The organism is Tepidanaerobacter acetatoxydans Re1 (assembly GCF_000328765.2).
GTDB classification, from domain to species: domain Bacteria; phylum Bacillota; class Thermosediminibacteria; order Thermosediminibacterales; family Tepidanaerobacteraceae; genus Tepidanaerobacter; species Tepidanaerobacter acetatoxydans.
In genome coordinates this window covers 2,673,427-2,687,742 of sequence record NC_019954.2, presented here as the reverse complement: position 1 = coordinate 2,687,742, position 14,316 = coordinate 2,673,427, and the positions used below count along the sequence as shown (strand labels likewise).

Here is a 14,316-nt window from a genome sequence, read left to right as displayed (position 1 = left end):
CGTTAGCTGAAAAATAAACCCGTAATCTCGTATCTAATAATAAATATTATCTAGCTGTCCTTTTGCTTTGAAAATAACATACTTATATAACTAGTAGTTTCTATCATATCATTGCCCAGCAAAATACCTGAGTTGGTATTGTCAAGGACGGTAAAGTCAGTAATACCCATGTTTTCCATGGCAAAAAACAGGATGCCCAGAGCTGAAGGAGAGTCCAGGTGGTCGTTGTCCATGGCAAAAATGCGGTCCCAATCTTTTTCCCTTATGGCTTTCAGGGTTTCCGAGTCCATCTGCACTGCCTCTTGACTTGCCAGATAGTGTGAGAAATCTACGGATGCTACTATTACCGCACCTTTTTTGAGCAAGGGAGAAAGGTGCTCAGCCAGTTGTTCTGCCTCCTTTTTTGATACATCATGGTGGCATATGATGGGCACAACTTTGGTGTTTGGCAGATAATACTTTACAAAAGGCATGAGGTTACCCATGGAATGCTCGGCGCTAAAGGCATAATCATCCTGCTTTACCATATGTGTGGCCAGCAAATAGTCAACTGCCTCTTTATCTACCTCCACAGTGCCAAAGGGTGTCTGCCATCCCAGGCTGCTGACAAGAATTCGAGAGCCGATGTTTTTATGGTTTGGCCCCACCAAAATTAGCAAGTTGGGCGGCGCATCCTGTATTTTTGAAAAGACCTCGGCTATCATCTGGTGTGCCAGCAGATGATGAGGCACTACGGCCCCGCAAATCTTTTCATTCCAAAGCTCTTTTTTGACTGAGTATTCCGGGGTAAAATACCTTGGGTCGAAGAAGTTGTTGGGATGGGTTGGTGCAGGGGCAGAAGGGGCAAGAGTCGGAAGTGTCTCTGCCCTTCTGGTCTCCCTTACGATGCCCGTCAATACCAATCCAAAGCAAATAATTATAAAAAGTGTAGCAACTTTTTTCATTTAATACTCATCCTATCCCCTTTAGTTACACTGTAAACCACACCGCTTGACATATGTTGTATTATGGCAGGCTCAGCCGCAAATTCTCCGGGATTGATAACCCTGGCATAGTAATTCAAGCTCCCATTCTTCTTTTCATAAACTGCAAATATCACCTTTTGACCGTCGATTTGCACAGGATACCTTGTGTAGTCATCACCCGCATCATGATAGTGGGGCCTTTCAACTATCTTTAATCCTGCCGGAAGAAAATCAGTTATGATATATGGACCATCGGGGGCTGTCTGGCCAAACTCATAAGCGATGTTTACCTTTATTAAATCACCGGCATTAAAAGAAGTCTGGGCCCTGCCTGAAACCGCTTCATAGCTACGTGTTAGTTTAACGCCATCAGTAATGGATACTAAAGAAGTGTCAAAGGCAGCGGGATAAACAGCGGTAATTCCTACTTTGCCCTTAATATTTTCAAATTTTAGTTTAGCAAGTTTTTCCGGTGAAAGCAGCAGGCAAAAAGTTTCTTGAGGTTCAAGCACTACCTTTTCGCTTTTACCGTCCAGGTGATAATCAAAACTTACAGCGTTTTTCGAAAGCCTGGGCAGAGCTTTTTCCAAAAACATCAACTGCTCCGTATAAAGAAGGATATCCTTTGTTGAGTTATCCAAGACATAGGCCGCAAGCTTGTTTTGTTCATCCAGATTCAGTCCGGCACAGACTATTGATGCAAGTGCCGTAGCCTCCAGTATGTCATCCTGATCCTGGCCGCACTTTATCCGCATTTGAGTTTTCAGGTCTTCTCCATTTTGCTTTAAAATGCTCTTTATCCACCGAGATGCTGTAGGCTCATCACCGATTTCCAAAAAGGCCATGGCAAGATAGAGCTGCTCTTTTACAGTCAAGTCCTTTTGTGTTGACAGAAGTTTAAGCTCTGTAAGCACCGGTTCGTTCAAAGCCGAAAGACCGTATAGAGCAATAATGCTTCTTTCCCGGCTTTCTTTAGGATCTTCTGCAATTTTATAAAAGTAATCGGCAAGCGACGATTTGTCAAAGACGCTACCGTAAAGTGAAGCAAGTTTTGCCGAAAGCTCTAAATCTTGGTCACTATAAGGTAAAATGGCAATGCCGCCTTCCTGTGTTTGATATTCCAGTAGATTCAAATTTTCGCCGCTTTTACCGGGCAGCGCCAAATTCAAATCCGGGAAATACTCCTCCAGCAGGTTTTGAGCTTTAAGTGGCGCGATTTTCTGGTCTATGCGGCTGCCGTCTAACCAGCTTAGTTTAAGCAGCATGCTTAAGTATTGGCTGCGCTCATAATCTGTGAAGGTTAAACTTGTAGGTGTATTTTCTGCTCCCTTTATTTGAAGGTTTTCCTCCATCAGCCAAAAATCAACTTGCTGTTTCGTAACAAGGCTGTCTACAACATTAAAACTCAGTGTCAGCGTGTCTGTAAGCCCATCCGCAGTTTTTCCGGTTACGGTCAAGTCATATTGGCCCTTTTGTAAAGCCGGCAGCTGCCAATAAGCAGCGTCAAAGGCATTTTTAGTCAGTGCCTCGGATATAGTTTTTTGCGGGCCTTTAAGCGCTGTTTCATAAGAAACCGATGTACCGGATTTTAGTTTATTGCCAAAGGCACGCAGGGGTATCATAGGCTGATCGCCTGTTAGATATGTGTCATTTATAACTGTGCTTACAAAAAAGGGCAGCTTGACGATAACCGGTGCAGTTTTGGTGGCTGCAAAAAGATCATTAGTTACCGCTTGGCAGGTAAGCCTCCAAGATGTAAGATTATCCGGCACTTTAAATGAAAACTTTGCCTTTCCCTGCCTGTCGGTGCTTACTGTTTTGAATAGCACTGCATCTTTAAAGTCTTTTCGTTCAGAACCTCCCTCACCGCCGCCTTCAGCGCCACCCGACAACGAATCGGCAGTTTCATGAGTAAAGCCGGTTATATATATGCCTGAACCATAAATATCACCATAAATATCACCTAGTATATCCGCATACTGCTGGCGTAGAGCATAGAGCGCCTCATCCACCAGGTTTAAATTCACCAGTGCCTCAACCGCTCTGCCGCTGCTATCGGTGACTTCTACTTCAACGTTAACGGTATCTTTGGGCTCGTATTCCTTTCTGTCTGTTTTAATGTCAATGTTAAGAGCCTTTTCGGTCCTGTCATACATTACAATAAATTCATATGCCTCATGATAATTTCGGCCGTCAAAATAGACTCCCTTGACCCAAAAGTTAGGAATGAGCTCCTGCTTAAATGCCGTATTAAAATCGGCAGTATCTTGCACGCAACTTTCCAGTATGCCGTTCTGAGCCGTAAAGAACAAGAAACCATCTTGCCTGGAAGAAATTGGCGACTCATTCTGTTTCATGGAAAGTTTGACCGCTGCATTGGTTTTATATGAGGCTTTGCCTTCCATGTAATACCATGTATAACCGTAGATCCTAGGCCTACCGTTTCCTAAAATCGTATATTCATATACGGCAGGATTGCCCTTAAAATCCATGGCAGTAAGTTCAACTCTATAGGATTCCTCATTTTTCACAGGGAAAGTAAAGGTAGCCTTACCATCTTTGTCGGTGGTTACCTGAGTTTCGGATTCCAAGACCTTGCTGTATTCGTATTCATACCTGGTTTGCACCTTTTTATTTATAAAATCATAGTATTTTCCTGCCTCGTATTTTTCCCACACATCCCGGTAGACCCGAACATTTACCGGGTGATTGGCAGCAGGGCCGCTTTTATATGCATCTTCATCCCATGGATCTGCCTGGCCGCTGTTTACCTTATCGATGGTAAGCCTGTCTATGTCTATTCCAATGGCGGCAGTACCATGTTTTACATCGCCTGAAGCGTCAATGCAGATATCATTGTTTAACACAAATAAAGCAGTTTCAGTTTCAATTTCCCCGGCTTCCGGCAGCTTTGCAGTGAGAAATAGGCAGGAATGCTGCAAAAAGCCGTATTGCTCCTGTTTGAATTTAGGGAAAAAGCTTATTATGGCATTGCCCTCGCTATCTGTAGTAGTACTGCCGTTTCCATAGTTTTGAATATAGTATTCCAAAGGGGTATCAGGTACAGGTGTTCCCTCAAAAAAAGTTGCCTTAACCTGAAAATCAACCTTATCGCCTACATATACGGCTTTTTTTGAGGAAACCACTTCCAACTGGTAGGATGGTTTGCTGTAAGTTGCAACTTCAAAGCCTCTGGAGGTAATCACAAGGTCTTCGCACTTTACCTCTAGGAAATAATAACCGGGAGTCAAATTGGGAAGTTTCATATTTCCTATGAAACTAAAACCATCTAAGGGAATTTCTTTGCTGTCTATAGTAGGGTTATCCCGTAATTCTGACGATAGCAGCGATACCGTAACTTTATCAATATTCTTTGCCTTGTCGGCCCTTGGCTTTATAATACCCCAGAAATTGACAGTACTATCTGGTTTATACAGTGTTCTGTCAAGATAGAGATATTTCCAGTAATCTTTTGCAAAATCATCTTCAAGCTCGGTATCAGGATACATTTGATAATAGGGATAAATAGCGGCTACTGCTTCTTTATTGTCTTTAGAAACAACAGCATATACTCCGTCGATAGCATCATTAGAAGTGGACAGCTTAGCTAGCCCCGTATCATCAGTGGTTGATGATTTGCCATTTCCATAAAACTGTACCTTTGCTCCCGATACCGGCTTGCCGGATGATAAATCATTTACCCAGACAAGGTTTTGATTTTTGCCTACGGCTGCATAGATGGCAAGGTCTGTAACTTGAAACCATATCTGGCGTATGTTGTTTTGCACATTGGCCTGAGCTATGTAGTAACCGGCGGGCATGACCTCTGGAAATTCGATAAATTTGGTAGATTCAACATCCATAACCGGTGCTGAGAATTTAGCCACAGATTGCAGCTTGGAAACATCTTCTAAATAAGTTTGCCGGCTACGAAATGCCCAGAAAGGTATTTTTTGCTTTTCCTGAAGGGCTCTAATATAATCATTTGCAGTTTTATATCTGTAAACGGTAAAATCTATATTTTTGGGCAACTGCATGCTGTCCCAGCTATAATAGCCAAATTGGAAAATAGGTTTTTCAGAAGTTGAAAATTCACTGATGGATTTGTGAAAATTAAAACCTAAACCATCTTGGGATTCTTCCTGAGTTTCAAACTGAAATGTAAAGTCTTCTTTAAGGGTTTGGCGGCTTGCGGAAAGCGGCAGGCCTTTCTTAATCGTAACGGTGTAAAGGGTGTCCGGTTCCAAGCTTTTAGGAACAAATACGGCTGTCTTTTTGTGTAACTCAAAACTGCCCTCGACATTTGGGCTGATAGTAAAAAACTCCGACAGCTTGTCAAAATTCAGATGGCTGAAGGTGATTTCTATTCCGGTATTTGTGGGCACACCGGTGGCTTGGTGGCGGGGAAGAGTAGATACGACCTTAAAATCCCCCTTGGTCTGAAACGCCCATTTAAGAGGGGTTTCATCGCCGACAGACAGGGTGAACTTATAGATTTTTTGCGGTTCAAGAGGCGCTTTTGGTGTTACAAGCACCTTTTGCTTATCTTTACTATCCCTTGCCACAGTAAAATCCACGGCAGGTTCAACGGAAAGGTTTTCGCGGATGAATCTCGGATCTAGAGCAGATTTTGCAGAAAGAATAAATGCTGTATCAGAGTCAGCGCCTGCGCTGTCCTGTTTAGTAGGTTCCATAGTGATTTCTGATGCCAGAGCGGCTGTAGTAGGGTTATTCCTATTTATGTATAAACTTGCGCCAAAAACCAGCAGTATCACTACTGCAAGAGATAGGGCCAAATAACGTTTTGATTTTTGCACTTTGTCATCTCCTCAAAAACACCTTTTCATAATACAGACGTTAAGTCAAGCAAAATAGTTCCCAATTAAAAAAATAAAAGAGAAATATGCTCAAAAGGAAGTTTCAATTTTCTATACATACTTGACACAAGCTGATTATATGGATAACCTGATAATATAAGGTATAATAAGGTGTGGGGATTTAAAAAAAGAAGCAAATTGAAAAAAGCGAGAGGAGTTGGTATATGGATGAGTTTTTTTGATGTATTAAAGGCTTTTTGGGAAACAGCAAAAAATGTTTTGCCGATAGTAATATTTTTATGCATTTTTCGGTTAATTGTTTTGCGGAAACCTATTGAAGAAATAAAGACATTGGCATTAGGGACACTGCTCAGTATTATAGGCCTTCATTTGTTTTTAAAGGGAATATCCCTTAGCCTGATTCCTTTAGGGGATTCCGTAGGAAGAGATCTTGTAGTATTGAATAATAAATACTTAATAGCAATATTTGCCTTTGTGGTAGGGTTTTTTGCAACAATGGTCGAGCCTGGCCTCAAGTCACTTGCCTTGGAAGTCGAGGAGATTTCCACCGGAGCCATACCGATGAACGTGCTGATAAATGCTGTTGGCATAGGATTTGGCCTGGGGATGAGTATTGGCATTGTAAAGATATTAAATAATATCCCAACTAAAACCATTCTTTTTCCCGTACTGCTTTTGGCAATGATTTTAGGCTATTTTGCGCCCAGAGAATTCGTCGATATCGCCATAGACTCAGCCAGTGCTACTACCGGTCCGGTTAATATACCGCTTAACATGGCCATTGCCTTAGGCCTTTCAAAAATACTGGAAACTTCAGATCCATTGCTCAACGGCTTTGGAATAATAGGGCTAACCTCTATGGGAGCGGTGATTTCAGTGCTGGCGCTGGGTATATTGAGCAGGATTTAAGAGGAGGGGTTAAAATGTCTGAAATTATGGCTGTTGTTGCCATTGTGGAAAGGGGCAAAGCCGATTATGTGGTAAACCGTGCTAAAAAGGTAGGCGCACAAGGTGCTACTATATTATACGGCAGAGGTACCGGAGAAAGTGAAGCAAAGAAATTTTTGAATGTGCATATCGAGTCCTCAAAGGAGATCATCATAATTTTAACCGAAAAAGAAAAATGCAAGCAGATATTTGACGAGATAGTGGAAGCGGGCAGGCTTAAAGAGCCCGGAACGGGCATTATTTTTACATTTCCCGTATCAAATCTGGTGGGCCTGCATCACCGTGAAAGCTTTTCACTTAACTAAAAATGCGGCACTGTTTCGGCCTCTTAAAGGCAGGCAGTGCCGCAGCAATGGACTAATCAGTCAATTATCATCTAATAGTTTTTCTATGAATTTTGGGAGGATAAAACAGCTTTCCAAAATTTCTTTGTTTATATATTTAGTATCTTTATCGAATTTTTCAGGATTTGGTTTCCAGTATTTTTTAGAACCCATGGTGAAGGTCCAGAATCCACCCGGATATGTCGGGACCGTAGCCATATATGTTTTTACAATGGGAAAAAGACTGTTTAAGTTTTTGTGTATTTTGACCATCATCTCAGAATAGAAAATGGGAGATTCGCTCTGACACACCATCAATCCATCTTCACGCAAATTGCTGTATATATCTTTGTAAAATTCAAGCTCAAAAAGCTTAACTGCCGGTCCGACAGGATCTGAAGAATCAATGATAACCACATCATACAAATAATCCCGCTGCTCCTTTACAAAGGCGGTGCCATCTTCAAAGATAAAATTCACTCTTGGGTCAGACAGTTTTCCCGACACTTTCGGCAAATACTTCCTGCAGGTCTGAACTACCATTTCATCTATTTCTACCATGTCAATTCTTTCCACATTGGGATACTTGGTTACTTCCCGAGCGGCACCACAGTCACCGCCGCCGATTATGAGCACATTTTTTGGGTTTGGATGGATATTTAGGGGTACATGAGCAATCATCTCATTGTATATATATCCGTCATTGCTGGTTGTTTGGATAGCATCATCCAGTACCAGCATTGGGCCGAAGTCATAAGAATCAAGTATCATTATCTGCTGAATTGGGGAGTTCCCTTGGTATATGATTTCCTTTATGCGGTAATCAATTTTAAGATTATTGCGGTCAACTTCGGTGAACCATATATCATCACCTATTTTCTTCAAACATTCTTCTATTTGCATCATAGAAAAACCCCTTTCATATTTTTTGAGTTTCAATGTTCCTATAAATGATAGCATGTATTATTAAAATTATCAAAAATCACAACAAACATCCTTCACTACGTTCAGGATGACAAATCGTTTTCAGCCTCTGAATAGTAACAATATTTTTAGGTTATTTTGCAGGAAAAAAGAACCGGCGTAGAAAAAACCTGCAAATTGATATATAATTGAAATAGTGGCACAATAGTATAAGAAAGAAGCAATGCGAATTGGAGGGGATTTATCGTGAAAGAACTACATATTGCGCAGGTATCTGAAAAAATAATAAATGAGCTGCCGGATGGAGCCTTACTTACAGTAGAATCCAACGGCAAGTTAAACACAATGGCCATAGGCTGGGCCACCTTAGGCCGTGTATGGAACAAGCCTATATTAACGGTTATGGTGAGATTTTCTCGATTTACTCATGATGTCATCAAAAATGCCGATTCCTTTACGGTGAGTTTTTCGACGGAAGGTAAGCTAAAAGAGATTATAGCCAAGTGCGGAAGTAAAAGTGGAAGGGATATTGATAAGTTTAAAGAATATAATCTCACTCCTGAATATGTGGAGGGCATAGAATCACCCTACATCGCCGAAGGGGATTTGCATCTTGTCTGCAAGATGGTTTACAAAAACACCATGGAACCGGAACTGCTCTCAGATGAGATAAAAGACCGGTGGTATAAAGACAACGATTACCATACCATTTATTACGGAGAAGTCGTCAAAGTGCTTAAAAATGAATAAAAAACACATGCCCGCATCTTTTAAGTAATGATGCGGGCATGTGTTTAGCAAAGTCGGGGAAACAACACCTTTGAAACAAGGCCATTTTAGAACAACAGGCCTTGCTTTAAGTTGTATACCATTATCTTTGCAGGGGAGAGCTTTCTACGCTTAAATTTATTTATATGTTTGAACAATGATTTTTTACAGGACACTCGTTACAAAGAGGTTTTTTGTTTTTACAATAGTCCTTTCCCAGACGCACTATTAAAGCATGATATTCATTGAAAAGATTCACATCAGAGGGAAGGTTACTCATAAAAAAATCCTGCATTTGGCTATATTTTGCATCATCAGGCAAGAATCCCAGACGAGAAAAGATTCTTCGCGTATAGGCATCAACTACGAAGATGGGCTTTGCAGCCGCATATAAGATAATTGAGTCGGCAGTTTCCGGTCCTATACCTTTAATGCTCAGGAGCTCTGCACGCATATTGGGAATGCTTTTTTCAAACAGGGAATAAATATCCCCGCCATAGTTTTGTTTGATATATCGACAAAAGTTTTTCAGCTTAAGGGCTTTTTGATTATAATACATAGTAGATTTTATAAGAGCGGCAAGTTTATCTTTATCTACTGCAAGTATGGCATCTAATGACAGAAGGCCTTTGGCCTTTAGGTTATCAATAGCCTTTTCAACATTTTTCCAGGAAACACTCTGAGTTAAAATAGCTCCAACAATGATTTCAAAATCATCATCGGCAGGCCACCAGTGCTGTGGGCCGAAAGCTTCAAGCAATTTGTCATATATTTTTACTAAGGTTTCTTTCGGCAAAAAATCTAACCTCCCTGCTAAAAAGTTATAACAAGGCCGCCCACGCCTGTGTAAGCTCCAACAGTGGGGCCTGTTGGATAAATCAGGACTTGTAAAGGATTATACCTATTTATAAGTTCGGCCTTCAAAAATTCTGCATCCTGAAGATTTTGGGCATGTGTAATGTAAATGGTTGTGTTTGAAAAATCCTGCTTTCCCCTTTCGCCGATTAAGGAAATAAGGCGCTCCAAAGCCCTTTTGTTGCCGCGGACTTTTTCCAAAGGCACAACCTCACCTTCGATACCCTCACATATGAGTTTGATATTCATTATATTAGCAACGGTTCCCTGAAACCGAGTTATGCGGCCGCCTTTTACGATATTCTCAAGGGTTTGCAGGTATATAAATATGGTCATATTTCGGCGAAACTCTGAAAGAGCATCAACAATCTCATCCATGCAGTGTCCAGAGTCCCTAAGTTCCACTGCCTTCATAATTTGCAGGGCGTGTCCCGGCGATGCGGCAAGTGAATCAAAAACCGTAACAGGGATGGATGTCATGGTTTTTGCCACGTTTGCCGACTGAAAAGTCCCGCTGAGCTTTGAGGAAATAGTAATACATAAAATTTCATCTCCAGGTGAAGCCGTTTCCTCAAAGACCTTTAAAAAAGCTGCCGGAGAAGGTTGAGCTGTCTTAGGCAGCGTGCTTGACGCTGTCATTTTACTGTAAAATTCTTCCGGAGTAATATCTATTTTTTCCTTATATTCTTCGTCTGAAAACCTGATAGTTAAAGGAACAATAGGGATATTATGGCGTGCAAAAAATTCATCTGGCAAGTCGCAGGAGCTGTCGGTAACAATGTGTATCAATATTTATCCTCCTCGTTATAATAAAGTTATAGTTTGACAACTATATATCTTTTATATCTCACTATTGTTGTGAGATAATGTTTGTACAGATAGAGGTCGTAGTATTCCACCCTGAAGCATAGTCTTCCGCCTTAAGGTATGCACCTTCTTAAGATGTATTAATTTACTAATAGTAGATATCTAATTTTTCCGCAATACTTTCAAAGACTTTGCCAGCGGTGTCATGAATTACCACTTCAGCTCGTTCATCGAAAGGAGTGGGTTCCCGATTGATTATGATGAATTTTTCACAGTAGAGCGGAATTTCTGCCACAGGATAAACCTGCAAACTGCTGCCAGCGATTATCAAAAGATCGCATTTTTGTACTTGTTCCAGAGCTCTATAAAAATCTCCGCTCATAGGGTCGCCAAAAAGCACCACATCAGGCCGTATAAGGCCACCACATGTACATCGAGGGGGATTTATCCCCTTGGAAAATTGATTAACCAGTTCATCAAATTCGTATTTTTTGGCACAATTCATACAGTGGGCTGTACGGAGATGCCCATGAACCTCAAAAAGGTTTTTTGAGCCTGCCTTGTAGTGAAGATTATCGATGTTTTGAGTGATGATGCCACGAAGATAGCCAGCCTTTTCCATGGCAGCTATTACACGGTGTGTTACATTAGGTTCGGCATCCGCATATTTAGACCATTGAGTGATATTAAATTCGAAGAATTCCTTCGGATTTGACAGCATATACGATATACTGGCCATTTCGGCCGGATTGACTTTCTCCCATAGCCCAGTGCCCTTGCTGCGATAATCGGGGATACCACTTTCAGTGCTAATTCCGGCACCGGTTAGAGCCATTGCGTATCGAGCGGATTTTAAAAGTTGAACTATCCTGTCAATCATTAAAATCACCTCTTTACTAATGACTATAGTTCACTACTATATTATAGCGAAATTTGCTATCTTTTTCTACTTTATTATATTAATCTGGCTGTCTCCTGCCGTTATGACAGAATAAAAAGGCAAAAAATGATTATAAGGTAGAAATCTTTTTTAAAATTTATGGTAGCATATAGCGTGTCTGACAATAATTAGGGAATAAAATATTGATATTTTTAGGTCAAAATCAACTTTGTACAGCAGAATAAAAAGTAAATTAATTTTTATTCCAGTACGGAAACCCTCAGAATTATCAATATCTGTAGGGGAGACCATCGGTCTCCCGCGTTTTTATAACAAAAACAATATATAGATGTTTTACGGTAAAACTGACTTTTTACAGTGGAATTAATGTTGTATTTAGGCAGATTAAAAAAGGGAATTCGAGCAATTTATAGAATATTAGCTTATGGCAAAATGTTTCCCAAGTAAAATGATGCGCCATCATGCAACGGGCGGTCAGTAACTGCTTCTACACGGCTGAGAATCATAAGTTATTGTAAGGGGACAGTCTGGCACAGCGGGCGGTCGATGACCGCCCCTACTGGGCAATACGTATTTTATATGCGCAAAAACCAGATATGCTGGCAGTATATATGTTGCATACGGAAAGCCAGACATGCTGGTAATACGCATATTGCATACGGAAAGCCCGACACTGTTGACAATACGCATGTTGTATACGAAAAAACCAACATAGCTGGCAGTTCATAAGTTATATACGGAAAACCCGATATGTCGGTAATACGTATGTTTATATGCGCAAAAACCTGACATGCTGTTAAATCGTTTGTATCTGTAGGGGAGACCATTGGTCTCCCGCCTATTACACAATATTATCTTTGTTGGACAGGCCTGTTCTTGTTATGCGATGTGGACTTTTGCCCACATATAACAATACATATTTTTAGTAAAAAGAATGAGTAAGTGGGGGTCTTACAATGCCTTTAGAAAACCTAGAAAAGGAACTGCAGGAAATAGCTGAGGCAATAATGTCTGTTACAGGTCTTGATGTAACTATCCTTGACGGTTCATTGAAACGAATTGCCGGAACAGGTAAGTATTATGAAAAAATAGGCAAATATGTAGCAAAAAATTCTGTTTTCGAAAAATGCATAAAAACCGGCAAACAGTATGTTATTACAGAACCAAGAACATGTGAAGAATGCGTAAACTGCAGCGGCAAGCAAAACTGCCGTGAAGAGGCTGAAGTTTGTTATCCCATAGAAAGCGACAGCGGTATTGCGGGAGTAATTGGCATGATAGCCTTTAGCCCTGAACAAAAAGAGGCCTTCATAAAAAACCGGCTTAACTATATGAACTTTGTAAGCCGTATGAGCAAACTCATAGCCTCAAGTATTAAGGAAAAAATTTTACATCAGGAGCTGCAGTATAAGTCTATTGAACTTAAAACAATTATCGATTCAGTAGATGAGGGAATTATTGCAATCGGCGATGACAGGAAAATTTTGTGCATAAATAATTGGACATGCCGGATGTTCGATATAAACGCTGAAGATGTTGTAGGGGAAGACATAGACGAAATCCTTCCAGGTAATGGCATAACGAAGATTTTGAAGACAAACAATGAAATAAAAGATCAAGAGGAAATAATAAATGTAAACGGCAAAAGCCATCGGTTTCTGCTTTCGGCAAAGCCGATTATTTTTAAGCATAAGGCAGCGGGAGTAGTGGCTAGCTTAAAAGATTTTAACAAATTACGCCGCTCGATTTTCAAAATCAGTGAAAACCCCGAGACCTTTACATTTGATAAAATCTTAGGCAGCAGTCCCGCATTTACCATGGTAAAGGAGCAGGCAAGGCAAATAGCAAGCCAAGATATAACGGTATTACTTCTCGGCGAAAGCGGCACAGGGAAGGAACTTTTTGCAAGGGCTATACATCATGAAAGCTTGAGAAGGCATGAAATATTTTTGCCTATTAACTGCGGCGCTATCCCCGACAGCCTGATAGAAAGCGAACTGTTTGGCTATGAGAAAGGCACATTTACCGGTGCAAATCCAAAAGGGAAAGTAGGTAAATTTGAAAGCGCAAACGGCGGGACGATTTTTTTAGATGAAATAGGCGATTTGCCGCTTCATATGCAGGTTAAAATTCTAAGGGTGCTCCAAGAGAAAGAAATATATAGGGTGGGAGGAGTTTTGCCCATTAAAGTAGATGTGAGGATAATAGCCGCCACTAATAAAGACCTTCAGGCGATGGTGCAGAGAGGTGAATTTCGAGAAGATTTATTCTATCGATTAAATGTAGTTCCAATTAAAATTCCGCCACTTAGAGAGCATCCTGAGGATATTTTGGAACTAGCTAAGGCCTTTTTTCGGCGATATACGAAGATTTATCATAAGAATCTTAAAGGCATTTCAAAAGAGGCAAAAAAGATTTTATTGAATTATACTTATCCCGGAAACGTCCGGGAACTGGAGAACCTCATAGAATATGGCATCATTTTTGAAAAGAGCGAGTTTCTTGAGGGCAAAACAATTCTAAAAAAAATCGGTGTGGGAAATACTCCTGATACAGCAGAAACGGGAGGACTTAAAGAAATGGTGGCAAGATATGAAAAACAAATAATCGAGGATTTGATGCGCCATTATGGAGAAACCACCGAAGCCAAACAAAAAATAGCCAAAAAACTCAACATAAGTACAGCTACATTATACCGCAAGTTAAGAGAATTAGATTTGACAAATCAATAGGTGTAATTTAAGAACAATAACGATCCAGCTTAAACTGGATTGTTTGCCGTAATCTTCATATCAGAAGAGTTTTTACACTGGAATCAAAGTTGATTTTACTGTAGAAACCTTCTTTTTGTGCCATTGTAAATTAGAAACTGTAATAAATATTTTAATGTCTAAGATAGATTTTTAATAAGCCAGAAATAAAATTACTGAAAAATACAAATAACCTGTCTTGAATTCTCATAAATAATAATTATACTATCAAATTTG

Annotated in this window: 10 protein-coding genes; 4 read left to right on the top strand and 6 right to left on the bottom strand. The window is 40.4% G+C overall.

Annotated features, from left to right (window positions below):
* Window positions 1-50: 50 nt before the first annotated feature.
* Window positions 51-944 (bottom strand): AmmeMemoRadiSam system protein B, encoded by an 894-nt coding sequence (gene amrB / locus TEPIRE1_RS12805; protein WP_013779577.1) that lies wholly within the window; start codon window positions 942-944, stop codon window positions 51-53.
* The gene (locus TEPIRE1_RS12800) at window positions 941-5,782 is read right to left on the bottom strand and encodes an Ig-like domain-containing alpha-2-macroglobulin family protein (protein ID WP_013779576.1); all 4,842 of its coding nucleotides are present in this window, start codon (window positions 5,780-5,782) and stop codon (window positions 941-943) included. Before TEPIRE1_RS12800 ends, amrB begins: the two co-directional genes overlap by 4 nt.
* 228 nt (window positions 5,783-6,010) lie before the next feature.
* Between TEPIRE1_RS12800 and TEPIRE1_RS12795 the strand changes: the two genes are divergently transcribed.
* On the top strand, window positions 6,011-6,712 hold the full coding sequence (locus TEPIRE1_RS12795; RefSeq protein ID WP_013779575.1) for a DUF1538 domain-containing protein: 702 nt from the start codon (window positions 6,011-6,013) through the stop codon (window positions 6,710-6,712).
* A 14-nt stretch (window positions 6,713-6,726) separates the two neighbouring features.
* Window positions 6,727-7,056, top strand: a complete 330-nt coding sequence (locus TEPIRE1_RS12790; RefSeq protein ID WP_013779574.1) for a P-II family nitrogen regulator — start codon at window positions 6,727-6,729, stop codon at window positions 7,054-7,056.
* A 60-nt stretch (window positions 7,057-7,116) separates the two neighbouring features.
* On the opposite strand, the gene speE is transcribed toward TEPIRE1_RS12790, so the two are convergent.
* Complete coding sequence (gene speE / locus TEPIRE1_RS12785) at window positions 7,117-7,980, bottom strand: polyamine aminopropyltransferase (RefSeq protein WP_013779573.1); 864 nt, start codon at window positions 7,978-7,980, stop codon at window positions 7,117-7,119.
* 264 nt (window positions 7,981-8,244) lie between these two features.
* Between speE and TEPIRE1_RS12780 the strand changes: the two genes are divergently transcribed.
* Entirely contained in the window at window positions 8,245-8,748 is a 504-nt protein-coding gene (locus TEPIRE1_RS12780) for a flavin reductase family protein (protein WP_013779572.1), read from the top strand.
* Window positions 8,749-8,908: 160 nt separating this feature from the next.
* On the opposite strand, the gene TEPIRE1_RS12775 is transcribed toward TEPIRE1_RS12780, so the two are convergent.
* The 3 genes from TEPIRE1_RS12775 to TEPIRE1_RS12765 form a co-directional block, all read right to left on the bottom strand.
* Window positions 8,909-9,562, bottom strand: a complete 654-nt coding sequence (locus tag TEPIRE1_RS12775; RefSeq protein ID WP_013779571.1) for an endonuclease III domain-containing protein — start codon at window positions 9,560-9,562, stop codon at window positions 8,909-8,911.
* Window positions 9,563-9,579: 17 nt separating this feature from the next.
* Window positions 9,580-10,410 (bottom strand): DegV family protein, encoded by an 831-nt coding sequence (locus tag TEPIRE1_RS12770; protein ID WP_013779570.1) that lies wholly within the window; start codon window positions 10,408-10,410, stop codon window positions 9,580-9,582.
* A 166-nt stretch (window positions 10,411-10,576) separates the two neighbouring features.
* A complete protein-coding gene (locus tag TEPIRE1_RS12765) occupies window positions 10,577-11,308 on the bottom strand; it encodes an SIR2 family NAD-dependent protein deacylase (protein ID WP_013779569.1) in 732 nt (243 codons plus the stop codon).
* Window positions 11,309-12,285: 977 nt separating this feature from the next.
* Here TEPIRE1_RS12765 and TEPIRE1_RS12760 point away from each other — a divergent pair.
* On the top strand, window positions 12,286-14,061 hold the full coding sequence (locus TEPIRE1_RS12760) for a sigma-54 interaction domain-containing protein (protein ID WP_013779567.1): 1,776 nt from the start codon (window positions 12,286-12,288) through the stop codon (window positions 14,059-14,061).
* Window positions 14,062-14,316 lie beyond the last annotated feature (255 nt).